26 protein-coding genes are annotated in these 26,889 nt (G+C 67.1%); 5 read left to right on the top strand and 21 right to left on the bottom strand.

All coding sequences use genetic code 11. From position 1 onward, the window contains the following. Positions 1–141: 141 nt before the first annotated feature. From fliF to ACXU4B_RS13735, 20 genes are all read right to left on the bottom strand, one after another. The gene (gene fliF, locus ACXU4B_RS13830; protein WP_131411566.1) at positions 142–1,845 is read right to left on the bottom strand and encodes a flagellar basal-body MS-ring/collar protein FliF; all 1,704 of its coding nucleotides are present in this window, start codon (positions 1,843–1,845) and stop codon (positions 142–144) included. Positions 1,846–1,893: 48 nt separating this feature from the next. After that, on the bottom strand, positions 1,894–2,217 hold the full coding sequence (gene fliE, locus ACXU4B_RS13825; RefSeq protein ID WP_131411568.1) for a flagellar hook-basal body complex protein FliE: 324 nt from the start codon (positions 2,215–2,217) through the stop codon (positions 1,894–1,896). Positions 2,218–2,292: 75 nt separating this feature from the next. Next, a complete protein-coding gene (locus ACXU4B_RS13820; protein ID WP_131411570.1) occupies positions 2,293–3,723 on the bottom strand; it encodes a sigma-54 dependent transcriptional regulator in 1,431 nt (476 codons plus the stop codon). A 366-nt stretch (positions 3,724–4,089) separates the two neighbouring features. Continuing rightward, the gene (locus ACXU4B_RS13815; protein ID WP_131411572.1) at positions 4,090–4,647 is read right to left on the bottom strand and encodes a PilZ domain-containing protein; all 558 of its coding nucleotides are present in this window, start codon (positions 4,645–4,647) and stop codon (positions 4,090–4,092) included. 96 nt (positions 4,648–4,743) lie between these two features. Continuing rightward, positions 4,744–5,037, bottom strand: a complete 294-nt coding sequence (locus ACXU4B_RS13810; RefSeq protein WP_131411574.1) for a flagellar protein FliT — start codon at positions 5,035–5,037, stop codon at positions 4,744–4,746. 2 nt (positions 5,038–5,039) lie between these two features. After that, entirely contained in the window at positions 5,040–5,471 is a 432-nt protein-coding gene (gene fliS / locus ACXU4B_RS13805) for a flagellar export chaperone FliS (protein WP_131411576.1), read from the bottom strand. A 16-nt stretch (positions 5,472–5,487) separates the two neighbouring features. After that, on the bottom strand, positions 5,488–6,984 hold the full coding sequence (fliD, locus tag ACXU4B_RS13800) for a flagellar filament capping protein FliD (RefSeq protein WP_131411578.1): 1,497 nt from the start codon (positions 6,982–6,984) through the stop codon (positions 5,488–5,490). Positions 6,985–7,182: 198 nt separating this feature from the next. Beyond that, positions 7,183–8,382, bottom strand: a complete 1,200-nt coding sequence (locus tag ACXU4B_RS13795) for a flagellin N-terminal helical domain-containing protein (protein ID WP_131411580.1) — start codon at positions 8,380–8,382, stop codon at positions 7,183–7,185. 279 nt (positions 8,383–8,661) lie between these two features. After that, a complete protein-coding gene (gene flgL, locus ACXU4B_RS13790; RefSeq protein WP_131411582.1) occupies positions 8,662–9,888 on the bottom strand; it encodes a flagellar hook-associated protein FlgL in 1,227 nt (408 codons plus the stop codon). Between the two features lie 5 nt (positions 9,889–9,893). Next, a complete protein-coding gene (gene flgK, locus ACXU4B_RS13785) occupies positions 9,894–11,768 on the bottom strand; it encodes a flagellar hook-associated protein FlgK (protein WP_131411584.1) in 1,875 nt (624 codons plus the stop codon). A gap of 18 nt (positions 11,769–11,786) precedes the next feature. After that, positions 11,787–12,731: a flagellar assembly peptidoglycan hydrolase FlgJ gene (gene flgJ, locus ACXU4B_RS13780; RefSeq protein WP_131411586.1), complete on the bottom strand. Its 945-nt coding sequence runs from the start codon at positions 12,729–12,731 to the stop codon at positions 11,787–11,789. Next, a complete protein-coding gene (locus tag ACXU4B_RS13775) occupies positions 12,731–13,837 on the bottom strand; it encodes a flagellar basal body P-ring protein FlgI (RefSeq protein ID WP_131412822.1) in 1,107 nt (368 codons plus the stop codon). Before ACXU4B_RS13775 ends, flgJ begins: the two co-directional genes overlap by 1 nt. Before the next feature lie 62 nt (positions 13,838–13,899). After that, positions 13,900–14,583, bottom strand: coding sequence for a flagellar basal body L-ring protein FlgH (flgH, locus tag ACXU4B_RS13770; protein WP_131411588.1), 684 nt, complete (start codon positions 14,581–14,583; stop codon positions 13,900–13,902). A gap of 8 nt (positions 14,584–14,591) precedes the next feature. Further along, a complete protein-coding gene (flgG, locus tag ACXU4B_RS13765) occupies positions 14,592–15,377 on the bottom strand; it encodes a flagellar basal-body rod protein FlgG (RefSeq protein WP_131411590.1) in 786 nt (261 codons plus the stop codon). Between the two features lie 26 nt (positions 15,378–15,403). Then, positions 15,404–16,144 carry a flagellar basal-body rod protein FlgF gene (gene flgF / locus ACXU4B_RS13760; RefSeq protein ID WP_131411592.1) on the bottom strand — a complete coding sequence of 247 codons (741 nt, stop codon included), beginning with the start codon at positions 16,142–16,144 and terminating at the stop codon, positions 15,404–15,406. 9 nt (positions 16,145–16,153) lie between these two features. Continuing rightward, on the bottom strand, positions 16,154–17,371 hold the full coding sequence (flgE, locus tag ACXU4B_RS13755) for a flagellar hook protein FlgE (protein WP_131411594.1): 1,218 nt from the start codon (positions 17,369–17,371) through the stop codon (positions 16,154–16,156). 42 nt (positions 17,372–17,413) lie between these two features. Then, positions 17,414–18,085, bottom strand: a complete 672-nt coding sequence (locus tag ACXU4B_RS13750) for a flagellar hook assembly protein FlgD (protein WP_131411595.1) — start codon at positions 18,083–18,085, stop codon at positions 17,414–17,416. A 15-nt stretch (positions 18,086–18,100) separates the two neighbouring features. After that, positions 18,101–18,529 carry a flagellar basal body rod protein FlgC gene (gene flgC, locus ACXU4B_RS13745; protein ID WP_131411598.1) on the bottom strand — a complete coding sequence of 143 codons (429 nt, stop codon included), beginning with the start codon at positions 18,527–18,529 and terminating at the stop codon, positions 18,101–18,103. Next, positions 18,529–18,927: a flagellar basal body rod protein FlgB gene (gene flgB, locus ACXU4B_RS13740; RefSeq protein WP_131411600.1), complete on the bottom strand. Its 399-nt coding sequence runs from the start codon at positions 18,925–18,927 to the stop codon at positions 18,529–18,531. The genes flgC and flgB overlap by 1 nt, the downstream gene beginning before the upstream one ends. 1,067 nt (positions 18,928–19,994) lie before the next feature. After that, positions 19,995–20,927, bottom strand: a complete 933-nt coding sequence (locus ACXU4B_RS13735; RefSeq protein ID WP_131411602.1) for a chemotaxis protein — start codon at positions 20,925–20,927, stop codon at positions 19,995–19,997. 167 nt (positions 20,928–21,094) lie between these two features. On the opposite strand from ACXU4B_RS13735, the gene ACXU4B_RS13730 reads away from it, so the two are divergent. The 5 genes from ACXU4B_RS13730 to ACXU4B_RS13710 all read left to right on the top strand — a co-directional run bounded on the left by ACXU4B_RS13730 (position 21,095) and on the right by ACXU4B_RS13710 (position 25,290). Further along, positions 21,095–22,402, top strand: a complete 1,308-nt coding sequence (locus ACXU4B_RS13730) for a methyl-accepting chemotaxis protein (protein WP_131411604.1) — start codon at positions 21,095–21,097, stop codon at positions 22,400–22,402. After that, positions 22,399–23,088 (top strand): flagellar basal body P-ring formation chaperone FlgA, encoded by a 690-nt coding sequence (gene flgA, locus ACXU4B_RS13725; RefSeq protein WP_131411606.1) that lies wholly within the window; start codon positions 22,399–22,401, stop codon positions 23,086–23,088. Before ACXU4B_RS13730 ends, flgA begins: the two co-directional genes overlap by 4 nt. An 81-nt stretch (positions 23,089–23,169) precedes the next feature. Beyond that, positions 23,170–23,490: a flagellar biosynthesis anti-sigma factor FlgM gene (gene flgM / locus ACXU4B_RS13720; RefSeq protein ID WP_131411608.1), complete on the top strand. Its 321-nt coding sequence runs from the start codon at positions 23,170–23,172 to the stop codon at positions 23,488–23,490. Next, a complete protein-coding gene (locus ACXU4B_RS13715) occupies positions 23,487–23,933 on the top strand; it encodes a flagella synthesis protein FlgN (RefSeq protein WP_131411610.1) in 447 nt (148 codons plus the stop codon). Before flgM ends, ACXU4B_RS13715 begins: the two co-directional genes overlap by 4 nt. A 94-nt stretch (positions 23,934–24,027) precedes the next feature. Beyond that, complete coding sequence (locus ACXU4B_RS13710; protein ID WP_131411612.1) at positions 24,028–25,290, top strand: EAL and HDOD domain-containing protein; 1,263 nt, start codon at positions 24,028–24,030, stop codon at positions 25,288–25,290. Between the two features lie 565 nt (positions 25,291–25,855). On the opposite strand, the gene ACXU4B_RS13705 is transcribed toward ACXU4B_RS13710, so the two are convergent. Next, complete coding sequence (locus ACXU4B_RS13705) at positions 25,856–26,872, bottom strand: TMEM43 family protein (RefSeq protein WP_131411614.1); 1,017 nt, start codon at positions 26,870–26,872, stop codon at positions 25,856–25,858. Between the last annotated feature and the right edge of the window lie 17 nt (positions 26,873–26,889).

Raw genomic sequence — 26,889 nt, 5'->3', positions numbered from 1 at the left:
TCCCGCCCGCCTGCCTGCGTCCGCGTCGTCGATCGATGCGCCGCGACGATGCGCGCGGCATGCTCAAGGCCCGTCGGCCCTTGAGGCGTTTTCCGAAGCCAGCTGCGGCCGGCGCGAGGCCGGCACGTGGTGCGCGAGTGCTCAGCCGCCATCTTCGCCCACCCAGCTCTTGACCACCTGTGCGACATGCTTGGGGTTTTCACTGACCATGCGCCGCGCCAGGCCGATGCGCTGCTCGTACGCGAGCGCCGGCGGAATGCCGCCGCCAAGGCGGGTCAGTTCGTCGCCGTCGTCGCGATCGTCGATGCGGACCGAGATGGTCGGCGGCGCCGCTTCCTGCGCCACCGCAAGTCCACGGCCCGGCGCCGGCGCACGCGCGAGACCGCGCAGCAGCGGCCGCAGCAGGCCGAAGGCCACCAGCAGCGCGACCAGGATGCCGGTGCCCTGCTTGATCAGGTCCATCATGCCGGGCCGCTCCCAGAACGGCGTGGGCGGCGTGGCGCTGTCGCCCGCGGTGTCCTGGTGGAATGGCTGGTTGATCACGCTGACGTTGTCGCCGCGCGTCTCGTTATAACCGACGGCATTGCGCGTGAGCGTGGTGAGGTGCTCCAGCTCCTGCGGCGTGAACGGCACGCTCTTGTTGCCCTTGTCGCCCGGCACGCTCTTGTTGTCGACCAGCACCGCCACGGTAAGGCGCGCCAGGCGCCCGGCCGGATCGCTCACATGGGCAATGGTGCGGTCGAGTTCGTAATTGCGCGTGGCGCTGTTCGAGGTTTCACCGGGCGCCGTCGCTTCCGCGGTGGTGCTGGCACTCTTGCCCGCCGCCGGCTTGCCCGCGCTCGGACGCGCGGCCGTCGGCTGTGCCACCGTGTTGGGTGGCTGGTTGCTCAGTGCGCCTGCCACACCGCCGTCGCCGCCTGCGCTGCTGCGCTGCTCGCTGCTGGTCTGCTCGCTGCGCAGCGCAGGATGTTCGTGGCCGTAGGTTTCGATGGCCTTTTCGGTTTCGCTGAAATCGAGATCCGCATATACCTGTGCACGCACCTTGCCCGGGCCCACCAGCGGGGTCAGCAGTTCCTCGATGCGCTGCGCATAGGTGTTCTCCATGCGCGTGGCCAGGCGCAGCCGGGTGTCGCCGACGGAGCTGGCGCTGGCCGGATCGGTGCTGGTCAGCAACCGGCCCTGCTGATCGACCACGGACACTTGCTTGGGGTCGAGGCTGGGCACGCTGGAGGCGACCAGGTGGACGATTGCCGCCACCTGGCTGCCGTCGAGCTGGCGCCCGGGATACAACGTGACCAGCACGGATGCGCTGGCCTCGTGGCTGTCGCGGATGAACGCGGACGGCTTGGGCAGCGCCAGGTGCACGCGCGCAGCGCGCACGGACTGCAGGCCGGCGATGGTGTTGCCCAGGTCGGTTTCCAGCATCTGCTGGTAACGCGTGCGCTCGGCCAGGTCGCTCATGCCGAACGGCGAGTCGGCGGCCTGGGTGGCATTGGTGGCCGCCGTGCCTTGCGGCAGCCCCTGCGCGGCGAGCTTCAGGCGGATCGCGGCGAGGTCGGCCGCCGGCACCATGATGGAGCTGCCGTCCGGGCCCAGCGTATAGGGCGTGTTGGAAGCCTGCAGCGCCTGGGTGACGGCGGCAGCGTCCTTCTGCTCCAGTCCCGCATACAGCAGCGCAAAGTTGGGGCCGCGCGACCACAGCACCACGGCGACGCCCAGCGCCACTGCCGCCGCCACGCCGACCAGCAGCAACAGCTGTCGCGTTGCCGGGGTGCGTGCAAGCTGCTTGAGGTCCAGGCGAGCACCGGCCTTGTCGTCGGTCGTCGCGAGGGCGTTATCGGCCATGAAGACTGCTCGTGCTGTCGGGGCGCGGGGACATCGTCAACGGATCGCTCAAACCGGCATGTTCATGATGTCTTTGTAGGCATCGACCAGCTTGTTGCGCACCTGCGTCAGCGTATTCAACGAGAGGTCCGCCTTCTGCACGGCGACCATGGTGCGACCGAGATCGGCACCCGGATCACCACGCTCGAAGCCCGCCGCAAGGCGACCGGCTTCCATCTGCGTGTCGCCCACGGCGGCGATCGACTGCTTGAGCAGGCTGGAGAAATCCGTCTGCCCGGGCGCCGCCGCGGTGAACGACTGCTCGGGCAGCTTCACCTGCGAGGAGAGCTGGCGCATTTGCGACAGCAAGTTGTTGACGTCGATCTGGGTCATGACGGAATTCCATCGCGTGACGAGAAACAATGCTGTGGATGCACAAGCCATGCCATGCCGAAAAAAGCCTTGTTATCAGGCCTGCAGGCTCGGTTGCAGGCCGTACTTGCGCAGTTTCTCCACCAGCGTCGTGCGCTGCATGCGCAACAATTTCGCAGCATGCGCGACCACGCCGCCGGTAACGTCAAGCGCTTGACGGATCAGTCCCACCTCGATGTCGGCCAGGTGATCCTTCAGGTCCAGTCCGCCTTCGGGCAGCATCACCAGCGAGTCGGTCGGCACCGCCGCCATCGGTTCGGACATCACGCTCGACTGCCCCACCATCAGCGACAGCAGCGCGGTGCCGCGCACCTCTTCGATCACCTGCTGCCCGCGGTATTTCTCCGGCAGGTCGTTCACGCGCACTTCGCTGTTCGGATAGAGGATCGAAAGACGCTCCACCAGGTTGTACAGCTCGCGCACATTGCCCGGCCAGGCATAGCCGTGCATGGCATGCATCGCGCCGGCGCTGAAGCGCACGCCCGCAAGGCCACGCCGGGCGAGGCGCTGGTTGAATTCCGACACCAGCTCCGACAGGTCTTCCAGGTGCTCGCGCAGCGCCGGCATCTCCAGCGGGAACACACTCAGGCGGTAGAACAGGTCCTGGCGGAACTGGCCCGCCTCGATGGCGGCCTCCAGGTTGCGGTGCGTGGCGGCGATGATGCGTACGTCGCAGCGCTGCGTGCGGTTGCTGCCGACGCGCTCGAACACCCGCTCCTGCAGCACGCGCAGCAGCTTCACCTGCATCGGCAGGCTCATGTCGCCGATCTCGTCGAGGAACAGCGTGCCGCCCTCGGCCAGCTCGAAGCGGCCCTTGCGCGTACTGATGGCGCCGGTGAATGCGCCCTTCTCGTGGCCGAACAGCTCGCTTTCCAGCAGCTCGGCGGGAATCGCGCCGCAGTTGATGGCGACAAAGGGCTTGTCGCGGCGTGGCGAGCAGTCGTGGATGGCGCGCGCCACCATTTCCTTGCCGGTACCCGACTCGCCCAGCACCAGTACGCTGGAATCGAACGGCGCGACCTGGCGCACCAGCGCGTTGACGCCGGCCATCGGCCCCGAACTGCCGACCAGGCGCAGCTCCGGACGGCGCATGACGGCCTGGGACTGCGCCTGCTGGCCGCGCAGTGCCTCGGTCAGCTGCTCGTAGCGCAGCGGGAATTCGATCACGCCCACGCGGGCGGCGAACGGTGACGAGGTCGCCCCGAGTCGCGAAACCCATTCCGAATCCGACGCCAGCAGCACCATCACGTGCGCCGCATCTGCGCCAAGCAGCGCAAACTGCCGTTCTGCCTCTTCGACATCGGTCACGTTGCCGACATATACCGCACGCCACGCATGGGTCGTCGCCCCTACTTCGTGGCTGTCCTCGCCGCGTTGCGGCCGGTAGCCAAGGAACTCAAGCGCCGAAACGACCGACTCCGCCCTGCGGTGATCGGATTCGATCACCAGTACATCGAACTTGCCCATGTATGACTCTCGTGCGTGCTGCTTCATCTGTGGACCCCTGAACCCCGGACTGCACTACCCGCTTGCTGACGATCCATCGTCGTTTTCTTACGGGGAATTCAGCAAAAAGAAGGCCAGCACAGAACGGAATTCCGACGCTCGGCGGCGGCGCGGTGTGCCGGTCTGCGTCACACGCGTGCGGGGGCGAACCTGCGATGCGTATCGGTACGCGACAGGTCACTGAATCCATTGGGCAAAAGTTCGCGCCGGCGATCCGCGAAAGGTGACCTGCAACGGCACCTGCATTTGACGGGCGTCAAAGAAATTTCGCGCCGGTTTTTCGTAGCGTGATACGCGTCACATAACCAGCGAGGCGTGGATTCTGGTTCAGAGAGCGGTCTGCCGCCGGCCTGCCACTTTGCGTCGGTGATGGCGGAACACGAGCCGCTCAAGTGCGTCACCTGTCACGTCGTCCAGCGTTTCGAACGCCACGAAAACGTGATCCCCATCACGCTCTTGCAGGAGTCGTGCCGGCAGCTCCAACGGCAGTGCCAGGCATCCGTCAAAGTGCAGGCGCAACAGGCCGGTAGCCGCGCCGCCGGGCCACAGCGCAGCGGGCAACACGGCGCCCACCGCGTTGAAGCGCACCGGCTGGCGCGCCGGCAGTTCGGCGCCGCGCTGCAACAGCTGGTCGAACATCGCCATCAGCACGTTGAGCTTGTTGTCCATGCGCAGCAGTTCCTGCGCCAGCGGGCTTTCGTCGTCGGCGACGTCGAGGCGGCGCTCGCCGAAGGCCGCGAGGGTGCCGAGCACATTGAGGTTGCGCTCGCGCATCACGGCCAGCTGCAATTCATCCTGCGGCAACGCGACCGCCACGCAGCCGGCGTGCAGGCTGTCCTCGTAGCTGACCCGATCACAGAAGGCCTGCCAGGCGTCGTCGTGCATGCGTGTCCTCGATCTTGCGGGGTCGATGTCGGCGTCAGGCCGGCTTGGGCAGGGCGATTATGCGCGCATGGCCTGGCCGCCGGAAAAGTCCGGGGCTCAGTCGACCGCTGCCTGCAGATAGGTGCTGAGGGCGCGATGGGCTTGCTGGTGCTGGCCCAGCGCGCGACTGATGTCGTCGCGTGCGCTGCCGGCCAGCGCCTTGATCTCTTCGTTGTGGGCCAGCAGGGACTTCAGCGGCCCGAGCAGGGCCGGCTCGTTGGCCGGCAAGGCCTGGAGCAGGCGCTTGCGCTCCGCTTCCCCGGCGGTGACGCCGGCCCAGTCACCCGCGCGTGCCATGGCGAGCATGCCGCCACTCACCGCGAGGATCTCGTCGGCCCAGGCCAGCATCATGCTCACGCCGCCGCGCTGGCGGCCGTGCCCTGCGCCGACAGGAAGGCGTCGCGGATCTGGCGCCAGGCGTCGCGGATGGGCGTCAGCAAGTCCAGCGACTCGTCGATGGCGCCCTCGTCATCGTTGAGCTGGGCCTGCAGCAAGCGGCGGCCCACATAGTCGTACAGCGCATCGAGGCGACCGGACAGGGTGCCGCCGCTGGCATGGTCGAGGCTGCCGCGCAGTTCGGTGAGAATGGCCAGCGCCTTGGCGAAGTGCGTGCCCTTGGCGGGCACGTCGCCACGACGCATCGCGCCGCGGGCCTGGGTGATCCGGTCGATCAGGCCGTCGTACAGCATGCCGGTGAGCTGGTGGCGATCGGCACCTTCGACGCCACCGCGCACGCTGGTGTCCTGGTAGATCGCACTGGCATTGCGCATGTAACCGTAGGTCATGTCCGTTTTCCCGCGCTCAATTCTTCGAGTTGTTGGAGTTGTTCAGCTGATCGAGGGCCGTGGTCAGGTAACTGCTGGTGTTGTTGAGCGAGGACATCAGCGTGTCCAGCGCGGTGTATTGCTGCTGCAGCTGCTTCTGGTAGGTGGCCATGCGCGCATCCAGGGCGGTCTGCTGCTGGCCCAGCTGGGTCAGCGTGCCGTTGAGGCTGTTCATCCGCGTGGTGATGACGCCATTGCTCGACGTGTACGCGTCGATCGCCTTGTTCAGGCGGGTGGCATAGCCGTTGGCGCCGGCGAACAGGTCTTTCACCGCGGCGGGGTTGGACTGCAGCGCCGCGGAAACCTTGCTGGTATCCGTACTCAGCGTGCCGTCCGCGTTGCGGGTGATGCCCAGGTTCGCCAGCGTGCCGAAGCTGTTGCCTTTCACGGCGCCGCTCAGCACCGAGGAAACCTGCCGCTGCACCGCGGTGAGCGTCGCATCGCCCAGCAGCACGCCGGCGGCGCCGGTGGTGGTGTCAAAGCTGGACAGTGAGGCTGCCGTGGTGACGTAGCTGTTGTACGCATCGACGAAGCCCTGGATGGCATTGGTCGCCGCGGTGTTGTCCTGCGCCACCGTCAGCGTGTTGCTGCCGGTCGCCGTGAGATTGAGCGTGACGCCATCCATCGCGCCCGACACCGCATTGGACGCGCTGCTGACGGCAATGCCGTCAATGCTCAACTTGGCATCCTGCGCTTCGTTGCTGCCAGCGGTGTTGAGCTTGCCGGCGAGGGCCGCCAGCCCGCTGCTGCTGGTCGCGTTGGCGGCGACGGTGAAACCGTTGGCCACGCCGGTCTTGCTCGAGCTGAGCATCAGCTGCTGTCCGTTGGTGCCGTTGACGATGGTCGCCGTGACACCCGGATTGGACGAGGAGCTGTTGATCGCGCTGGCGATGTCCGACAGCGAGTTGGTCGCCGACACCGCGATGTTCATGGTGTTCGCGCCGATCGTGACGCTGAGCGTGCCCGCGCCCACGGCGGTGCCGGTCGCGACGGCGTCGCTGGTGCGCTTCTGCGCCGTCGCCAGCTGGCTCACCGCGACGGTGTACGTGCCAGCGTGCGCGCTGGCCATGGTCGAGGTGGTGCCGATGCTGGCACTGCTGCCGACCGGCGCCAGCGTGCCGGTAAAGCTGTTGAACGTATTGACCGAGGTCAGCGCGGCGAGCGCACCCTGCACGGCGCCCAGGGCCGAGTTCAGCGAGGACAGGCCGGTCAGCAGGTTGTTGGTCTGCGTGGTGCGCGTGGCGATCTGCTGCTGCGGCGCCGCCTTGCGCGCATTGACCAGCGCGGTCACGATCGAATTGACGTCCAGGCCCGAACCGAGGCCGGCGGAACTGATGGTGCCGCCCGCGCTGCTGGTCGTGCCCGACGACGAGCCGGATGAACTGCCCGTCGAACTGCCCGACCCCGTGCTGGTGGTGAGCTGGTTGAGCAACGTGCCCAGGCTGCTGCTGGAAGTGGCACTGGTGGTGGTCATCGCGCTGCCTTGTCAGATTCCCGAACGAATCCCGTCTTTCGGCGGGAGCTTTCGAGCCCCCGGCAAAACCCTCGCCTCGCAAGGACTTTGCCGGTGGCTCCCGTGGCACCTGGTGGGCCGCCTTGGGCGGACCCACCGGGTGATGAAACCGGCCGAGGCGGACGCGACCCGGGAGAGTCGCGTCCTGGCCTGCGTCCGTTACTGCAACAGCTTGAGCACCTGCTGCGGGTTGGAGTTGGCCTGGGCCAGCACCGAGATGCCCGCCTGCTGCAGCACCTGCGCCTTGCTCAGGTTGGCCGTCTCGGCCGCGAAGTCCGCGTCCTGGATGGTCGACTGCGAAGCCTGCAGGTTGGTCGTCTGCGCCGCCACCGTTGAGATGGTGGACTGGAAGCGGTTCTGCACCGCACCCAGCTGGGCAGCGAAGTCGCTCACGGTCTTCAGGGCGACGTCGACGCGCGAGATCAGCGCGTTGGCGTTGTCGACCGACTTCACGTCCGAACCGTCCAGCGAGCCGGCGGTGTTGACGGCAGCACCGTCCACATAGGCGGCACCCGCGCCCACGTCGGTGGCGACGCCGGTGATCTTGGTGTTGGCCGCGCCGAGCGTGGAGGCCGCATTGACCGAACCGGTGTCGGCAACCTTGAACGAGCCGTTGGAGAAGATGCTCAGGCCACCCTTGCCGTCCACTGCGGCGCTGACGCCGGTGATGGCCTTGGCATTGATCGCATCGGCCAGGTCCTGCACGCTGCTGGCCGTGCCGCTGAGGGCCACTGCCGTACCGTCGGTACCCGTGATGGTGATCTTCGACAGGTCCATGGTGTAGGACTTGCCGGTGGCATCGGAGAACGCGCCGGACAGATCCGAGGTGTTCACCTCAGCGATCTTGCCCATGTCGCTGGCCTTCACGCTGGTGCCCAGGTTCACGCTGATGGTCTGGCCGACGTCAGCGCCGATCTGGAAGCTCTTGGTCTGCATCGAACCGTCCAGCACCTTGGAACCATTGAAGGTGGTCTGGTTGGCGATACGGGTGATTTCCGCCAGGCGCTGCTGCACTTCCTGGTCGATCGAAGCGCGGTCGCCGTCGGTGTAGGTGCCGTTGGCCGACTGCACGGCCAGGTCACGAATGGCCTGGAGGTTGGCAGTGACCTGGTCCAGCGCGGAACCGGCCGTCTGCGCCAGGTTGATGGCGTCGCTGGCGTTGGCACTGGCCTGGCCGAGGCCGCCGATCTGCGTGGTGTAGCGCTGCGAAATGGCAAAGCCAGCGGCGTTGTCGGCGGCGCTGTTGATCTTCAGGCCCGAAGACAGGCGCTGGGTCGCCGTCGCCAAGGCGTTCTTCGACTTGGTCAGGTTGTTCTGCGCGTTCAGCGACGAGATATTGGTATTGATAACGAGAGACATGGATTTCTCCTGCGGACCGATGGCCGGCTTGTTGGCTGTTTACCTTCCGGCGGCAAGGTTCGCTTGGGAACCGCCATCCGCCTCAGTGAGCTTTTCGGCCCGTCTCGCCATTACTTGAGCGTTGGTAACGTCGTTTTTGTGATAGCGCTCACCTTGCATCCAGGCAAAGTCCCTTTTCACGCGTTACATCCCGCCAAGCCAACCGTCTGCAGTGCCTCCCTGATCGTCGTCGCCGGCATGCCAGCTGTGTGCACGACACCCGCCACGCTTGCGCGGCGCTTACTTGATGTAGTTGAACAGGCTCATCGACTTCACCTGCGCGAAGACCTGCTGCGATGCCTGCAGCGCAGCGGACTGCAGCGAAAGCTTGCTGATCGCGCTGTACGGATCGGCGCTGGCCACATCGGACAACGCGGCCTGGTAGGTGACGTTGAGGTCCTGGTAGGCGCCCTGCTGTTGCTGAAGCGTGTTGAGTCTTCCACCGATCGTCACCTGCGTGGCGCTCAAGGTGGACTGCGCCTGGTCGATCGACTCGATCTGGCGGCTCATCGCGTTGGTGAGCTGGGTGTCGGACGCACCGCTCTTGAGTGCCGCGATCATGCCGTCGAGCGTGCTGAAGATGTCCTGCTTGCCGCCGGTGGCGACGGCGATGGTGTCGCCCGCAGCAGGCGTGCCGCTCAACGCAATCGACATGCCGTTGAAGCTGATGGCGCCGCCGTCCTGGTAGGTGCCGCCTACCGGGTTGCCGCTGCCGTCGAGCACCGGATTGCCGCTCGCATCGACGGCGGACCAGCTGTTGCCCGCGCCAAAACTGATGGTGTAACCGCCACCGCTGCCGGATACCGTGCTGTTCCACGCGGCCAGGTCGGTGACGCTGTTGGTACCGACCACCAGCGTGCCGGTATTGGACGCGCCCGCACTCGCCTGGAACGAACCGTTGCCGCTGGGAATATTCATGAACAGATTCGCGCCGGCGTCGCCGGTGGCGATCTGCAGGCCGGCGCCGACCGCCGCGTGTTGCTGGTTGGCGTTGCCAAGGTAGCTGACCGTGCCGTTGGCGCTCACCTGGAACGGCGTGGTCACCGTACTGGTGCCCGCAAACAGCGCGTTGCCGTTGCTGTCGGTGGTATTGGCCAGCTGCACCAGCTGGTCGCGCATCTGGCTCAGCTGGCTGGCGATGCTGTTGCGATCGCTCTGCGAAAGCGTGCCGTTGATGGCCTGCAGGCTAAGCGTGCGCGCGTTGTCGAGCACGGAGTTCACCGAGCCGAGCGTGCTTGCCTCGGTATTGAGGCGCGTGGTGGCGCCGTCGATGTTGTTCGAGTACTGCGTGTTCGCGGCGATCACGTGGCTGAGGCTCACGACCTGGCCGGCGCCACCCGGATCGTCCGAGGCGACATTGATGCGCACGCCGGTGGAAACCTGGTTCTGCGAAGCCGCCACCGCGCTCTGCTGGTTGAGCATGCTGGTGAGCGACTGCTGGTACATCCAACTGGTGGAGAGGCGCATGATGGTTATCCCCGTACCGCAGCGAGCAGGCTGCTGAAGATCGATTGCGCGGTGGAGATCACCTGCGCGGAGGCCTGGTAGGCCTGCTGGTAGCGCACCAGGCTCGCCGCCTCCTCGTCGAGGTTCACGCCGGCCACGCTCTGCTGCGCGGACACCGCCTGGTTGAAGAGGCTGGTCTGCGTGGTGAGGTTGGTCGAAGCCTGGCTGCCCACTGTGCCGATGTTGGTGGTCAAGGCACCGTAGGCCTGGATCACCGACTGCTTGCCGCCATTGAGCACGCCGGCGTCGGCCAGTCCGGCCAGCGACAGCGCATTGCTGGTGTCGTTGAGGCCGTTGCTGTTGATGCCGATGCTGAACTTGTCGTTCGCCGACGGCGTGCCGGTGAGCGTCAGGCTCCAGCCGTTGGCACTGATGGTCTGCCCGGCCGCATAACTGCCGCTGGCCAGCACGTTGCCCGAGCTGTCGGTGACCTGGTAGCTGTTGGCGGCGGGAAAGCTCAGCGTGGCATTGCTCAGCAACGCCGCGTTGGCCGGGTCCTGCACGGCGATGCTGCCGATGGCGCCACTGCCCTTGTTGGCGGCGGCCGGCGTCGCGGCGAGCGCGGCGGCAGCGGCGATTTTGCTCGGATCCGTCATGGTCAGGGCCAGCCCCGTCGACGCCTGCCGGGTGGGCTGGATCTGGAAGCTGTCGCCGGCCTGCGCGCTGCCCGACACGCTGAAGGTGAGCCCCTGCGCCGACAACGTGCCGTCGGGGTTGGCGGTCAAGGGTACGTTCTGGCCGCTGGTGGTCTGCAATTTCCAGTTGCTGCCGTCGTAACTCATCACATAGTCGGACGCGGTGAGCTGCGAGACATCGCTGATGGTGGCCGATACGCCGCCGCTGCCCTGGTTGCCGGCGGCCTGCAGCACGGTCGGCGCCGGCACGCTGAACATCGCACTGCCCTGCTGGCCGTTGAGGTCCAGCCCCTTGGCCTGCTGCTGGTTGACGCTGCTCGACAGCGCCACGGCGGCCTGGCCCAGCTGGTTCTGCACGCCGTCCAGCACGTTGCCGCGGTAGTCGAGCAAGGCCCCCAGCGTACCGCCGCTGAGCTTGCTGCTGATGTTGCTGCCCGTGCTGTCGAACACGTCGGTACGCGACGAGTCGTAGGCGTTGTTGCCCGTCCCCAGCGCAAACGACTTGTTGCCGCTGACCAGGCTCTGGCCGTTGGATGCATACACGCTGACGGTGCCGTCCGCCTCGTTGAAGGTGGACACGCCCAGGTAGCCCGACAAGGTCTGCACCATGTTGTCGCGCTGGTCCAGCAGGTCATTGGGCACGTCGGTGCCGGCCTGGCGGATCTTGGCGTTGAGGTCGGCAATGCCGCTGGCCACGCTGTTGATGCTGTCGACCGTGGTCTTGATCTGGCTGTTGACCTGGCCCTGCTGCGCGGCGAGCTGCTGGCCCAGCGTGTTGAACACCGCCACCATCGATGCGGCATTGCCCAGCAGGGCCTGCCGGCTGGAGGCCACGCCCGGCGTGTTGGCCACCGTGCCGAAGGCACCATAGAAGCTGTCCAGCGCACCCTGCAGGTTGCCGCTGGCGCTCAGTGCGCTGTTGAGGGTCGTGGCGAGGTTGTTGTACGTCGTCGCACGCTGCATGCCCGAGTTGCTCGACCACACCGCATTGGTGAGGAAGTCGCTGTAGGCGCGCTGCACCGACTGCACGTCGACGCCGTTGCCGATGGTGTAGCGGCCGCCGGGCGCCGAAATGTTCTCGGTCTGCACTACCGTCTGCCGGCTATAGCCAGGCGTGTTGACGTTGCTGATGTTGTTGCCGACGGTATTCAACGCCACCTGCGCGGCGTTCAACCCCGAGACACCGGTACTCAGAAGGTTAGCCATGGATCATTCCTGGACAGATCACTCGGAGGAGTTCGGCGTGCGGACGACTTTCTTGAGCGCATCGAGCGCCTCGCGCATGGCGGGGCTGTTGGCGATGGCCGCAAGTTTTTCCGCATAGGAAGGGTCGGTGGCGTAGCCACCGTTGACCAGGCCGCGCGCGAAACCCAGCACGTCGTCGCCATGGTGAAGCGCTTTGGCGTAGCGCGGGTTGCCGGCAATGAGCTGCGCATAGTCGTCGAACGACTCGCCCGGACTGGCGTAGGCGCGGAACTGCGCACGGCGCCGCACGGCCACGCCGTCCTCGAATTCCAGCGTGGGCACGCTCACGCTCTGGCCGCCCCAGCTGCCGCCGGCCTTCATGCCGAACAGGTTGTTGCTGCTGTCGCCGTTGCCGTGCGCAGGCATGTGCTGGCCCCACTGGGTTTCCAGCGCCGCCTGCGCCAGCACCGCGCGTACCGACACGCCGAGCTTCGCCGCCGCCTTCTGCGCATGGGGCGCCAGCTGGCGCACGAAGTCCTGCGCGTCCTGCGGCAACCACTGCACCGCCTCGCTGCCCACCGCGCGGGCGGCCCGCGTCACCGACTTCAGGCGCTCGCGCCAGTCGTCATTGACGGCGGCCAGGGTGGCCTGGTCCGCGCCATGGGTGTCGGCGGAACCGCCAAGCTGGCGCATCAGCATCTGCGCGATGCCCAGCCCGTTGCCATGCCGGGACAGCTCGATCGACAGCTGCTGGTCGAACATGTCGCGCCAGGCGTCGCCGCCCTGGCTTTCGAACAGGCCGTCGCCGCCGCTGGCGTCGCGCATGGACTTGAGCATCATCTGGGTGAAGATCGACTCGAACTGCCTGGCGACCACCGGCAGCGCCGACTTCGCGTCGGACTGCGCGCTCTGGCGTAGCGCCTGGAACCCGGACAGGTCGGTCCAGGTGCTGACGCTCTTCATCGCGTCGCCGGGGAGCGCCATCAGATCACCACCAGTTCCGCATGCAGCGCACCGGCCTGCTTGAGCGCCTGCAGGATCGAGATGAGATCGCTGGGCGAGGCGCCGACCTGGTTCACTGCGCGCACGATGGTATCGAGGTTCACGCCGGGGCCGAACTTGAACATGTGGCCGCCGTCTTCGCTCACCTGCACGTTGCTGCTGGGCACCACGGCGGTCTGCCCGCGACTGAATGCCTCGGGCTGGCTCACCTGGGCCTGCTCGGTGATGGTCACCTGGATGGCCCCGTGCGCCACGGCCGCCGCCGTCACCCGCACTTCCGCACCGATCACCACCGTGCCGGTGCGCGAATTGACCACCACGCGCGCCGGCGCATCGCCCGGCGCCACGTCGATACCCTGGATCGCACCCAGCCATGCCACGCGCTGGCCCGGGTCCGTCGGACCGCGCACGCTCACCGAGCCGCCATCGACGGCGCTGGCCGTGCCGGGCCCGTAGGTACGGTTCACCGCCTCGGCGATGCGCGCCGCGGTGGTGAAGTCCGGCGTGTTGAGGTTGAGCATCAGGTCGCCGCCACTGGTGGCGAACGACGAGGCCACGCTGCGTTCCACGGTGGCGCCGTTGGGCACGCGGCCGCTGGCCGAAATATTCACCTGCACGCTGGAGCCGCTTCTGCCCTGGGCGCTGATGCCGCCGACCACCACGCTGCCCTGCGCCATCGCGTAGACGTTGCCATCCGCGCCGCGCAGCGGCGTCATCAGCAATTCGCCGCCGCGGATGCTCTTGGCGTTGCCGATGGACGCCACCGTCACGTCAATCGGCTGGCCCGGCTTGGCGAAGGGCGGCAACTGCGCGGTGACCGTCACCGCGGCCGCGTTCTTCAACTGCGGGCGCACATTGGCCGGCACCGTGATGCCGAACTGCACGAGCATGTTTTCCAGGCTCTGCGTGGTGAACGGTGCCTGCGTGGTCTGGTCGCCGCTACCGTCCAGGCCCACGACCAGGCCGTAGCCGATCAACTGGTTGCTGCGCACGCCGCCCACCTGGGCGAGGTCGCGGATCTTGTCGGCCTGTACCGGCGCGACCGCGGCCAGCCCGGCGCACAGCACGAGCGCGGCGTTGCGCAGCATGCGCCGCAGGCTTCGGGTGCCGCGCGCGAAGCGGCCGGCGCCACGCACAGGTCGTGTATTCATCAGTACGGCATCCACTTGGAGCTGAAGAAGCGCGACAGCCAGCCCTGGGTGTTTGCGTCCGCCATCGAGCCCTTGCCGGTATAGGCGATCTGCGCGTCGGCCACGCGGGTGGACGGCACGCTGTTGTCCTGGCCGATGTCCTGCGGGCGCACGATGCCGGAAATGCGGATCTGCTCCTGCCCCTGGTTGATGGTCAGCAGCTTTTCGCCGCGCACCAGCAGGTTGCCGTTGGAAAGGCGCTGCGCCACCGTGACGGTGATCGAACCGGTCAGCTGGTTGCTCTGGCTGCTGTCGCCGCTGCCGCCGAAGCTGCGGTCGCCGCTGGTGCTGATGTCGACAGGCTTGCCATTGAGGGTCACCGACTGTCCCAGCAGGGTCGGCGCGGCGATGTTGGCCTTGTCCTTCTTGCTGGTGTTGGTGCTGGCCTTCTTGGAAGCCTGCGTGCTTTCGACCAGGGCGATGGTCAGGATGTCACCCACGCGGTGCGCGCGTGCATCGTTGAACAGCTCCATGCCCTGCTCGGCGTGGTAGATCGAACCGTCGGTGGGCGCCGGCGCCGTAGGCTCCTGCGGTGGCGTCGCCGCCCAGGCGCGATCGTCGCGCGTCGGTTGCATGCCGCACGCGGCAAGCAACGCCATCGACAGCACGATGGAAATCTGTGGCAGGTATCGCGTGGACAACATGGCAGTCCTCACATCTTGTCGGTCAGGTCCTGCAGCATCTGGTCGGTGCTGCTGATGGCCTTGGAATTCATTTCATAGGTGCGCTGCGTCTCGATCATGTTGACCATTTCGGCCACCACGTTGACGTTGGACGATTCCAGCGAGCCCTGCAGCAGCGAACCCATGCCGTTGAGCGCGGGCTGGCCGGTCTGCGGCGCGCCGCTGGCGGCCGTCTCCAGATACAGGTTCTGGCCCCGGGGTTGCAGGCCGGCGGGGTTGATGAAGTCGGCCAGTTGCAGCGTGCCGATGGTGGTCGGAGTGGCCGATGCCGTTGTCGTCACCGACACGGTGCCGTCGCTGCCGACGGTGAGGCTCTGCACATTGGCCGGCACGGTGATGGCGGGCTCCAGCGGGTAGCCATCGGCCGTCACCAGCTGCCCGTTCGGATCCGTGTGCAAGGAGCCGTCGCGCGTGTAGGCCACGCTGCCGTCGGGCATGCTCACCTGCAGGAAGCCGCGGCCCTGGATAGCCACGTCCATCGAATTGCCGGTCTGCGTGATGCTGCCTTCGGTGAACAGCTTTTCATTGCCCACCACGCGCACGCCGGTGCCCAGCATCAGGCCCGACGGCGACAGCGTCTGTTCGGTGGTCTGGCCGCCGGGCTGGGTCTTGTTCTGGTACATCAGGTCCTGGAACGCCGCGCGCGAACTCTTGAACGCGGTGGTGTTGGCATTGGCCAGGTTGTTTGAGATCACGTCCATGCGCGTCTGCTGCGCATCGAGGCCGGTCTTGGCAATCCACAGGGAAGAGAACATCGTCTACTCCGGAAGTCGGCGCGCTATCAGTTGGCGCTCAGCAATTTGTTGGCGGCATCGGCGTTGTCCTCGGAGCTCTTGATGGACTTCACCTGCATGTCGTACTGGCGCGACAGCGCGATCATCTTCACCAGCTCGGCGGACGGATTGACGTTGCTGCCCTCGAGCGCGCCCGAAGCCACCGTGACGGTGCTGTCCGCATCGGCCGTGCTGCCGCCGGCCATGTGCATCAGGCCGTCGGCGCCCTGCGTCAGTTGCGATGGGTCGGGGTTGACCAGGCGAATGCGGTCAAGCACGGTGACCGAATTGGGCCCCTGCCCCAGCGGTACCGTCGAGATGGTGCCATCGGTGCCGATGCTGATCTCCGCGCTCGCCGGGATGGTGATGGCGCCCGAGCTGCCCATCACCGCATTGCCGCGCGAATCGGTGAGCTGGCCGTCAGGGCCCAGCTGCAGGTCGCCGGCGCGGGTATAACCTTCCGTTCCGTCCGGCGACTGCACCGCGATCCAGCCCGCACCGCGCACCGCCACGTCGAGCGGACGGCCCGTGGTGATCGACGAGCCCTGCACGCCGCTCTGGCCGATGCCCTGGGCCACGGCATTGATGCGCGAGTTCGCGCCCTGGCCGAGCACGGGCACGCTCTGGAACGCGGAGAGCTCGCTCTTGAAGCCGACCGTGGAAGCGTTGGCCAGGTTGTGGCTCACCGCTTCCTGGGCGCGCATGATCTGCGTCGCGCCGGTCATTGCCACGTAGACGGAACGGTCCATGGCGGCTTATCAGCGCGACACGGCGTTGAACAGCGCCGAGGCCAGCGTGTTGTCGGTCGACAGCACCTGCGCATTGGCCTGGTAGTCGCGCTGCGCCTGGATCATGTTGACCAGCTGCGCCGTGGTGTCGGCCGTATTGGAGCTTTCCAGCGCGCCCGACTGCAGCGTGCCGAACTGGCCGGTGCTGGCCGTTCCCATCACCGCCACGCCCGAATCGGTGCTGGCCGCCCAGGTCGTGTCGCCTAGCTGGCGCAGGCCCTGCACGTTGGCGAAGTTGGCAATCGCCACCTGGCCGATCTGCGTGCTCTGGTTGTTGGAGTAATGCGCCGTGACCACGCCCTTGCTGTCGATGTCGATATTCGACAGCGTGCCGGCCTCGAAACCATTCTGCACGATGGTGCCGGCCGAATAGGCGGTGCCGAACTGGGTAGTGTTGGTCACGTTGAGCGACAGCGTCAGCGGCGAGGAACCATTGCCGAGATTGACGCTGTTGAAAGCCAGCATGCCATTGGCGGGCGTGGCGAGGTTGCCGTTGGCGTTGAAGGTCATCGGCTGCGTGCCGGCGCTCTGGCCATCGACGTACAGGTTGGCATTCCAGCTGTTGGTGCCGGTCTTGACGTAGTAGATGGTGGCCTGGTGCGAGCCGCCCTGGGAGTCGTACACGGTCACCGGCGCGGCATCGTTGAAGCTGGTCGAATCGCTGGTGCTGAACGGGTTGGCCGGCACGCCGTCGCTGGCCGGCAGGTTGGAGGTCATCGTCACCAGCGAAGTGGCGGTGGCGTTGCTCTGCGCCGTGACCAGGTTGAGGTCCTTCAGCGTGCTGGTGTCGAAGCCACCCGCGCCGTTGGGCGGGTAGACCTGCAGCCGCGAACCGCCCGGCGTGGTGACGTAGCCGCCGGGATCCTTGCCGAAATCGCCGGCGCGCGTATAGGTCACGCCGCTGCCATTGTTGACCACGAAGAAGCCGTTGCCGCTGATCGCCAGGTCCAGGCTGTTGTTGGTGGTCTGGATGTCGCCCTGGCTGAACTGCTGCGCCACCTCTTGCAGGCGCGCGCCACTGCCCACGGCGGTCGAGTTGAGATTGAGGCCGGTCACCGCGTAGACGTCCGCGAACTCCGCCCGCGAACCCTTGAAGCCCGTGGTGTTGGCGTTGGCGATGTTGTTGGCGATGACGTTGAGATCGGACTGGGCCGCGTTGATGCCGCTGAGCGCCGTATTCAGTGCCATGTTCGGTTCCTCGTGATGAGTAGATGCGTGATGCGTCGGGCGTCAGAGAATCTGGGCGACCTGGCTCAGCGGCACGCCGCCGACGCCGGACACCTGCAGGTAGGTGCCAAGCGAGGCGCCGCCATAGCCCACGCCGGTGACCTTGCCGGCCACGTAGGTGTCGAGCGTGGCCTTGCCACTGGTCGCGGCGAGCGTGTAACTGCCGCTGGCGACGGTGTTGCCGCTGTCGTCCTTGCCGTCCCAGCTGAACTGCGCGAGACCGGCGGCCTGGTTACCCAGCGGCAGCGTGCGCACCACGTTGCCGCTGCCGTCGAGCACCTGCACGGTGACGCTGCCGGCATTGACCACATTGACCGCGCCGCCGACCGTGCTGCCGTCGAAGCCCATCGTGCCGGACGGCACCAGCACTTCGCGGTTCACCAGGTTCGACGAACTGAGCACCTGCGACGTCTGCATGGCCGCGTTGATGTTGCTGGCCAGCGACTGCAGGTCGGTATCAAGCTGCTGCGTCGACGACAGCTGGCTGAACTGCGCCATCTGCGAGACGAACTGCGAGTTGTCGACCGGGTTGGTCGGGTCCTGCGCCTGCAGCTGGGCCGTCATCAACTTGAGGAAGTCGGCCTGCGTCATGGTGTTGGACAAGGCAGAGCTCACGTTCGACGCGCCCGAACTGGAACTGCCGGTGGTGGTGCTGTTGCCTGGAATAGTGGACACGGTGGCTCCGACGGCTTACTTGCCGAGGTCGAGGGTCTTGAGCATCAGCTGCTTGGTGGTGTTCATCGCCTCGACGTTGTTCTGGTACGAACGCGACGCGGAAATCATGTTGACCAGTTCGTCGATGGGATTGACGTTGCTGCCATACACGTAGCCGCCGGCATCGGCCATCGGGTTACCCGGTTCGTAGCGGCTCTGCACGTCGGCCTGGCTCTCGGCCAGGCCCTTCACCTGCACGCCCACCGCACTGTCCGCATCGGCATGCTTCACCCCGCCCAGCGCGCGCTGCACGGCGGCGAACAACGGCTCCTTGGCGCGATAGGCGCCCTCGGGCGTGCTCGACACGCTGTCGGCATTGGCCAGGTTGCTGGCGACGGTATTCAGGCGCAGCGACTGCGCTGCCATGCCCGAGCCCGCCACGTCGAAAATCTTGAACATCGACATCACTGGCCTCCGGTGATGGCGGTGCGCAGCATGTGGATCTGCGCCGTGATGAAAGAGAGGCTCGCCTGGTAATGCACGCCATTGGCGGCGAAGTTGGCCTGCTCGACCTGCGCATCGACGGTGTTGCCATCCATGCTCGGCTGGCTGGGCACGCGGTAGGCGAGCTGACCGGCGGCCTGCGCCGCGGGATCGATCTGGCCCTGCCGGGTGATCGCCAGCGGCAGGCTGCCACTGTTTCCACTCGCACTCGCCAACGCCTTCCTGAAGTCGACGTCGCGCGCGAGGTAGCCAGGCGTATCCGCATTGGCCAGGTTGCTGGCGAGCACTTCACCGCGGCGCTGCCAGAGATCCAGCGCCTGGGTGTGCAAGCCGAACAGATTGTCGTTGATCGAACTCATCGCTCACTCCCGCGGTGATGGCCGCGGGAGGATTTGAGCAATTTGCGTGCCACGAACTTTGAGATCGTCGCAGGCCGCGCCGTTGCTTGGTTTGCGCCGCAAGGGACCGCCGCTTCGGCGGGCGCAATGGACGCGCCGACGGAAATCCGACGCGGGCAGCAACGACTTCCCGTCGCCGTCGATTTCGCATGTTCTTCCGCTGCAGGAGCGCACCCAGTGCGCGACCGCCTTTCCTCCCGGTATTCCCATATGGCGTTGGTGGAGCCTGGCGTCTGCGTTGGCCTTGGGTAGTCGCGTTCCCGCCAGCGTGCCGCCTACGCGGCGGGCGTTTCGACGTCCTGCCGGACGCCGAGTCACTTTTCTTTTGCTGGCCCAAGCACGCGCAGGAACGCGTGCGAACGGCGAAGCCGGCCCGAGGGGCGGAGGGCAGGATGCCCGGAGTCAAAGAAAAGTAACCCAAAGAAAATGGCTTGCAGAGCTGGCAGCGGTACGTTGGCTACAATTTTTGAGGTCAGGGGCGAGCCATGTGGCGTTGGGTGTTACCTCAAGGGCCGCGGCTACTCCGCGACGCGGTGATGTGCTGAGGACTCAACGCAACGCGTGGCGCCTTCGCACTTAGCCCCTCTCCCCGCGGGAGAGGGTTTGGGGTGAGGGTGCGGGGCTTGCGTAGCCTTTCCATCTTGCGCTCCGCCCGAACCCTCATCCGCCTGCCGGCACCTTCTCTCCCACAGGGACTACCTTCGGGTCGCCGAAGGGGGAAGGGTTCGTTAGAGGGAGCGTGCCTTAAGCCCTCTCGCCACCGGCGCCCCGCGGTGTAGCCGTCATCTATGAGGTAGCAAGCCTCGTCACGCGGCTCGCTCCAGTCGCCAGCGCTTGTATCCCACGCCGCGCTGCCAGCCTTTGAGGCCATTTCTTTGGGTTACTTTTCTTTGGGCCAGCAAAGAAAAGTGACTCGAGCGTCGGCAGACGATCGAAACGCCCGCCGCGTAGGCTGCACGCTGGCGAAAACGCGACTGCGAATTAGAGATAACGGGAGAGAGTCAGACCGCGGTGCGATAAAGCCCCCCTCAAAACTTCTGAAAATTCTCCGGCATCAGCTCCAGCACCGTCTGCGCCAGCAGGTCCGGCTGGAACTTCGCCACGAAGCGGTCGGCGCTGACCTCGCGCACCATCGCCTCGTTGAAGATGCCGCTGATCGAGCTGTGCAACACCACCTTGAGCGGCCGCAACGAAGGCGTCTCGCGGATGGCCCGCGTCAGCGCGTAGCCATCCATGCGCGGCATCTCGATATCGGACACCACCAGGGTGACGCCCTCGCCCTCCGGTACGCGGGCCAGCTCTTCCAGGCGTTCCAGCGCTTCGCGGCCGTCCTGCGCCACCACGCACTCCACGTCCATCTGCCGGAACAGATTCACCAGCTGGTTGCGCGCCACCAGCGAATCGTCGACCACCATGACGCGACGCGGCTGCAGGTCGTGCACGCGGGCGATGCGCTGCATCGGCGCGGACAGCTCGGTCGGCGTCGCGTTGAGGCTGGCCAGCACGTGCTCGACGTCGACCACGGCGACCAGCGCGCCATCCACGCGCGTCACCGCATTGACGCGCGTGCCGAATCCCAGCGCCGCCGCGGGTGCGGCGAGCGATTCGCCGTCGCAATGCACGAGGCGCTGCGGGTCGTTGACCAGGAAGCCCTGCACGCTACGACTGAATTCGGTGACCATCAGGTGCGCCGAGGCGTCGTCGCGCAACGAGGGATAGCCCAGCGCCAGCGCCAGGTCGATCACCGGGATGGTCTGCCCGCGGTGATCGCAGCTGCCGGCCACCAGCGGGTGGGCGTCGGGCATGCGCTCCAGCGGCGGGCGGCGCATGACCTGGCGCACCTTGAACACGTTGATGCCGAACTGCTGCCGGTCGCCGAGGCCAAACAGCAGCATGGCCACGCGATTGTGGCCGGCCAGCCGGGTCTGCTGTTCCACCTTGTCCATCCACGCACCGCTCATGCGGACTCCTCGCAAAGCGGCCGTGCCGCGGGTTACCTGCGGCGTATCGGCAAGTTGCGGGCGTGCTTGAGCAGTCGCATCCGACGCATGGCACGTCGCTTGCTTCTCAAGTTTCGACGCTCCCCGCCGATCCGGGGACGAACCCTGCAGGAAGGAATGATCTCCCCATGAGTCTGATCTGGAGCCAGCATCTAGCCGAGCTTGCCCGCGCCGCCGCGGCAGGCGACCAGGCGCGGGTGGCGCTGCTGTCGCGCCGCCATCCGCGCGCGGCGCAAGCGCTGGCCCCGCTGTTGGCGAGCATCGCCAACCCACGACCGCCGGCCGCCGTGGCCTTGCAGACGCTGGAGCAGCAGGGACTGGTGCTGGGCGCCTCGCAACAGCTTTCGCGCGAACAGGCGGCGATGCACCAGTCCGCGCAGGAAAGCCGCGATGGCGTCGGTCGCTTGACGGATGGCAGCGCCGGAATCTCGACGTCGCTGCAGCAGATCGCCACCAGCCTCGACTATGCGCGCCAGACCGGCGACGTCGGCGAGCGCAGCGTGAGCGAGCTGGACGGCCAGCTGCGCCTGCTGCGCACGGCGCTGTCGGCAATGAACCGCAACCAGAGCAAGCTGGCCGAGCAGGTGGCGCAGATCCGCAAGCTCACCGGCGTGGTGCAGGAAATTGCGCACCAGACCAACCTGGTGGCGCTCAACGCCGCCATCGAAGCCGCACGTGCCGGCGAAGCCGGTCGCGGCTTTGCCGTGGTCGCCGACGAAGTGAAGCAACTTGCCGAAAAGACCTCCCAGGCCACCGGCGAGATCGAATCGGTGACCGGCTCCATCGGCGATTTCTCGCTGCAGCTGGACGGCGACGTGCAGCAGGGCCTGCAACGCCTCAAGCGTGCACAGGCCGGCGTCACCCAGACCAGCTCCTCGCTGCAGGACAGCGGCGAGGCACTGCGCCAGATCGGCGATCGCGTCGGCGCCATGCACAAGAACCAGGACGCCCAGCACGCCCGCGCCGTGGCAGCGCAGGCCGCCCTCGGCGCCTGGCATCGCCGCGCCGCCGAAGCCAGCCGCCAGGCCGAAGCGCTGAGCCGCGCCGCCCTGCTTGCCCATCGCCTTGCGCTGGACTGGCTGGAAACCGAAAGCGGCGCCGACCCGGCCAGCCTCAGCCTGACCGTGCGCGAAGCGGCCCAGGGCCTGCGCCAGGCAATGGAGCTCGCCCTGCAGGAACCGGCCGCGCTCGACCGTCGCTGGTTCGATACGCAGGCGCTGAACCGCACCCTGCACCGCCTCACCGCCGGTCGCGACGGCCACCCCGCCGCGAGCGCGCTCACCGCAGCCGGGGCGCGCCTGCGCGAGCACGGCAACAGCTTCGCGACCCTGTTGACCGACGGCCAGCTCGACCAGGCCGGCCAGCTGGTGCAACAGCTGGAAAGCGAGCGCGAGGCACTGCTGACCCAACTCAACGTATTGCTGGCCGACCTGTGACCTTGCGCCCGCTGCCCGCCCTGCTGCTGTGTGCCCTTGCCCTGCCCGCCATGGCGGCGGAGCCGGCACAGGCGGCGCGCGCGCGGGCCGAACAGTGGCTGCGCGACCAGTACGCCACCGACGGCAGCCGCGTGGTGGCGCAGGCGGGCCCGCTGGACCCGCGACTGTCCTTGGCGCCCTGCCCGGGCGAACTGGCGGCCGGCCTGCAGGACGGCACCCGGCTTTCGCCACGCATGAGCGTCGTGGTGCGCTGCCCCGGCAGCGACGGCTGGACCCTGCGGGTGCCGGTGCAGCTGCAGGTCTATCGCCACGTGCTGGTGGTCACCAGGCCGCTACAGCGGGGTGACGGCATCCACGCCGACGACGTGCGCAGCGAGGAACGCGACATCACCCGCCTGGGCTACGGCTACCTCAGCAGCATGGGCGAGGCCGAGGGGCGAGTGCTGTCGCGCGCCCTGGCCGCGGGCAGCGTGCTTACCCCCGGCGCGCTCGGCGGCCGCAGCGCCGTCCGCGCCGGCGACCAGGTACAACTGGTGTCGCGCCTGGACGGCATCGAGGTACGTGCCAGCGGCGTGGCGCTGGGCAATGGCGACAACGGCTCGCGCCTGCGCGTGCGCAACGGCAGTTCCGGCAAGGTGGTCGACGCCATGGTCACCGCGCCGGGTGAGGTACTGGCCCTCCCCTAGCCGGGCACGGACCATTAAAGTTTGCGGCCAACCGGCCGATCCTGACGGTAACAGGGCCAAAACCGCATAGAGAACGGACCCATGAACACCACCATTTCCAACAACGGCATGCCCAAGCTTCCCCAGGCCCCCAGTGGCCAGGGCGCTTCGACGCAGAATGCCGCCGGTTCCGGCGCCAGCGAAGCGGGCAGCGCCAGCGCGGGTGCGGACGACCGCGTGCAGCTGACGGACTCGGCCCGTGCCCTGCAGGAAGCCTCGCGCACCAACGCGGGCGCCACGGTCGATACTAGGAAAGTGGACCAGATCCGCCAGGCGCTGGCCAACGGCAGCTACCGCATCGATCCCAGCCGCATCGCGGACCGCATGATGTCGCTGGAAAAGCAGATCAACGGTAAGTCATGAACACTGCCCTGCAAGCCGAACTGGACCAAGCCTTGACGGCCACGGTCGAGGAAATGCGGCTCGCAGTGGAGCAGCTGTCCGATGCGCTGCAGGACGAGCGCACCGCCCTCGAAGCCGCCGACGTCGAATCGCTCAATCGCGCCGGCGCCGGCAAGCAGGCCCTCATGCTGCGGCTCGAACACCTCGACGGCGAACGCGTGCAGCTCAGCCAGAGCGCACCCGAAGCCAGCCGCGCACTGGCGCCGCTATGGCAACAGGTGCTGCAGTCGCTGCGCGCATGCCAGCAGCTCAACCAGCGCAACGGATACCTGGTCGGTGTCCGCCTGCAGCAGGTGCGCAAGGCGCTGGCGGTGCTGACCGGAAACGACCTCGAGGCCAGCGTCTACGGCCGCGCCGGCGAACTGCGCACGAGCCTGCGTTCGCACACACTGGCCGAGGCCTGAGCCACATGACGCGCGCCACAGCTTCCGTAGCGCGTGCCTGCATGCAAGCGACAACCATCGCATCCCTTACCCCATGCAACCACATCGACCGACCATGAGCGAAGCCGCGGCCATCCCCTCCGCCCTCGAAGCGTCAGGCGCAACTGCCAGTGAGCAACCGCTGCCGGTCATACGCCTGCCCATGCTGGACACCAAGCGCGAGCTGTTCGCCTACGAGATCGTGTTCCAGCACGATGCCGGCGACGAAGCGGCGCTGATGCGCCGTGCCCTGGCCACCATCACCGACGGCGCGCTGGCCCGCCTGGTGCGCGGCAACCGCACCTTCCTGCGGCTGTCGCGCGACCTGCTGATGGAGGACACCGACGTGCTCCAGCACCAGCCACGCTTCGGCGTGCTGCTGGGACCGGATGCCGCCGGCGACAACGCCCTGGTCGAGCGACTGCAGCGGATGGCCCAGCGCGGCTGCCCGCTGATGCTCGACGCCGGCGACACGGCGCTGGAATTCAACGCCGCGGTCGAGCCGCTGCTGAAGATCGTGCAGTTCGTCCGGCTGGACGCCAGCAAGCTCGATCCAGCCACGCTGCGTTCGCGCAGCGAATACCTGCACGCGCGCGGCACGCATGTGATCGCCGGCCATGTCGACGACCACGCCACCTACCACCGTTGCGAAGAGCTGCCGCTGCAGGCCATCCAGGGGCGCTTCCTGCTGAAGCCGGAACCGGTGGAAGTACCGGTGCTCACGGCCAACCGCCTGAGCCTGCTGCGCCTGATGAAGGCCCTGCAGGAGGGCAACCCCGGCCCGGTCGAACTGGGCCAGATCGTGCGCGACGACGCCATCCTCAGCTACAAGCTGCTGGGCTGCGTGAACTCCGCCTATTTCGCGCTGCCGCGCCAGCTCAAGTCGGTGCAGCAGGCGGCGATCTTCTTCGGCGCCGCGCGCATCCGCAACTGGATCTACACCATGGCGCTCAGCGGCCTGGGCGATCGTCCGCCGGAACTGCTGCGTGCCGCGCTGATCCGTGCCCACATGTGCGAAAAGCTGGCGCAGCAGATGCCGGCCGAACAGCGCGAGATGGCCTTTACCGCCGGCCTCTTCTCGCTGCTCGACACGCTGATGGAAGCACCGATGGATTTCGTGCTGTGGCACCTGCCGTTGGCGCGCGAGATCAGCAGCGCCCTGCTGGAAGGCACGGGCCCGTTCGCGCCGTTGCTGGAACAGATCTACGCGTGGGAAGCCGGCGACCTGCGCAGCGGCGAAGTGCAGCCGCAGGTCATCCGCCGCATGGCCGCCATCTACCTCGAAGCCACGCAGTGGGCCGACCACGTCTACGCCTTCGCCGACCAGCGGCCGAACTGAGGCCGTCTCCATCGAAGGAGCCCTTCTCCCTTCCATCGAAGGAGCCCTTCTCCCTTCCATCGAAGGAGCCCTTCTCCCTTCCATCGAAGGATTCCTTCTCCCTTCGGGAGAAGGTGCCGGCAGGCGGATGAGGGTTCGGCCGGAGCGCGAGATGGAAAGGCTGCGCAAGCCCCGTACCCTCACCCCAACCCCTCTCCCGGAGGGAGAGGGGCTAAGGCAACGTCCATCGAAGGATCCCTTCTCCCTTCGGGAGAAGGTGCCGGCAGGCGGATGAGGGTTCGGCCGGAGCGCGAGATGGAAAGGCTGCGCAAGCCCCGCACCCTCTCCCCAACCCCTCTCCCGAGGGGAGAGGGGCTAAGGCAACGTCCATCGAAGGAGCCCTTCTCCCTTCCATCGAAGGAGCCCTTCTCCCTTCCATCGAAGGAATCCTTCTCCCTCCGGGAGAAGGTGCCGGCAGGCGGATGAGGGTTCGGGCGAAGCGCGAGACAGCAAACCCGCGCAAGCCCCCCACCCTCTCCCCACCCCCTCTCCCATGGGGAGAGGGGCTAGAGCAACCCGCAGCCGATCAGGCCGTCGCCACGCGCAGCCGCCATACGGCCAGCGCCAGGCCCAGCAGCGCGAGGCCAAACCACACGCCGCCCGTCGTCATGTCCGTGCCCAGCCACAACACCGAGGCCACGGCGCCGATCAACAACGCAGCGGCGCCGCTGGCCAGCAGTCCGTCGTGATGGGTGCGCTTGCGCTCGGGCAACAGCAACAGCGCGCCGAACGCGCCAAGCAACAAGCCCAACACGCGACGCAGCCACACGAACGAAGGCGATTCGGGCACGTCGGGCACCACGTCGACCAGCGCGCGGTCGCCCACCTGCACGTCATAGCCCTTGCCATCGGCGGCATGGACGGCGGGCACCAGCTGTTCGCCGTCCAGCTGGGCGAACACGGTGACGTCCTGCGACGGCACCGTGTCCCAGCTGACGCGCAGGTCGCCCAGCCGCGGTTGCTGCGGCCGGGTGCTCGTCGTCAGGTAACGGTCGTAGGGCGTGAAGCTCGCCGAGAGATTGGGCGGCACCTGCCGGTAGTCAGGCGGCAGCGGATCGCTGCCGGGCAAGGCATGCAGCAGCGTGGGCGACATGACAAACCCGCCCACGCGCACCTGGCCGGCATCGAATTGCTTGCCCATGATGGGGAAGCGCTCCGGATTGGCATGGCCCTGGGGCTGCTCGAAACGTCGCGAATCGACCGGCCGGTCGACCCAGTCCAGTTCGTAATGCACGTCGGCGCCGACGCGCACCTCGCGCCACTGGAACATCTCCACATGGCGGATCAGCACCGGCACCTGCGCGCGCTGGCCGAACTCGGGGTCATACGGCGCCTCGACCACCTTCGTCGGACCGGTCACCCGCACCAGATAGCCGTGCTGCACGGTGTCGGACTCGCCATGGCTGCCCAGGTCGAGGATCTGGCCCCCGTGACGCTCGGCCGCGTTGCGGTGATCGAGCAGGCTCTGCTCGGTCATCGCCACCAGCCCCACCCCCGCCAGCAGCAGCAGCGCGCCAAGCGCGCGTCGCAACCATTGCTGCATATCCGATCCTCCCCTGT

It is taken from the genome of Dyella soli, assembly GCF_054482295.1.
This window is presented reverse-complemented; position numbering and strand designations above follow the sequence as displayed.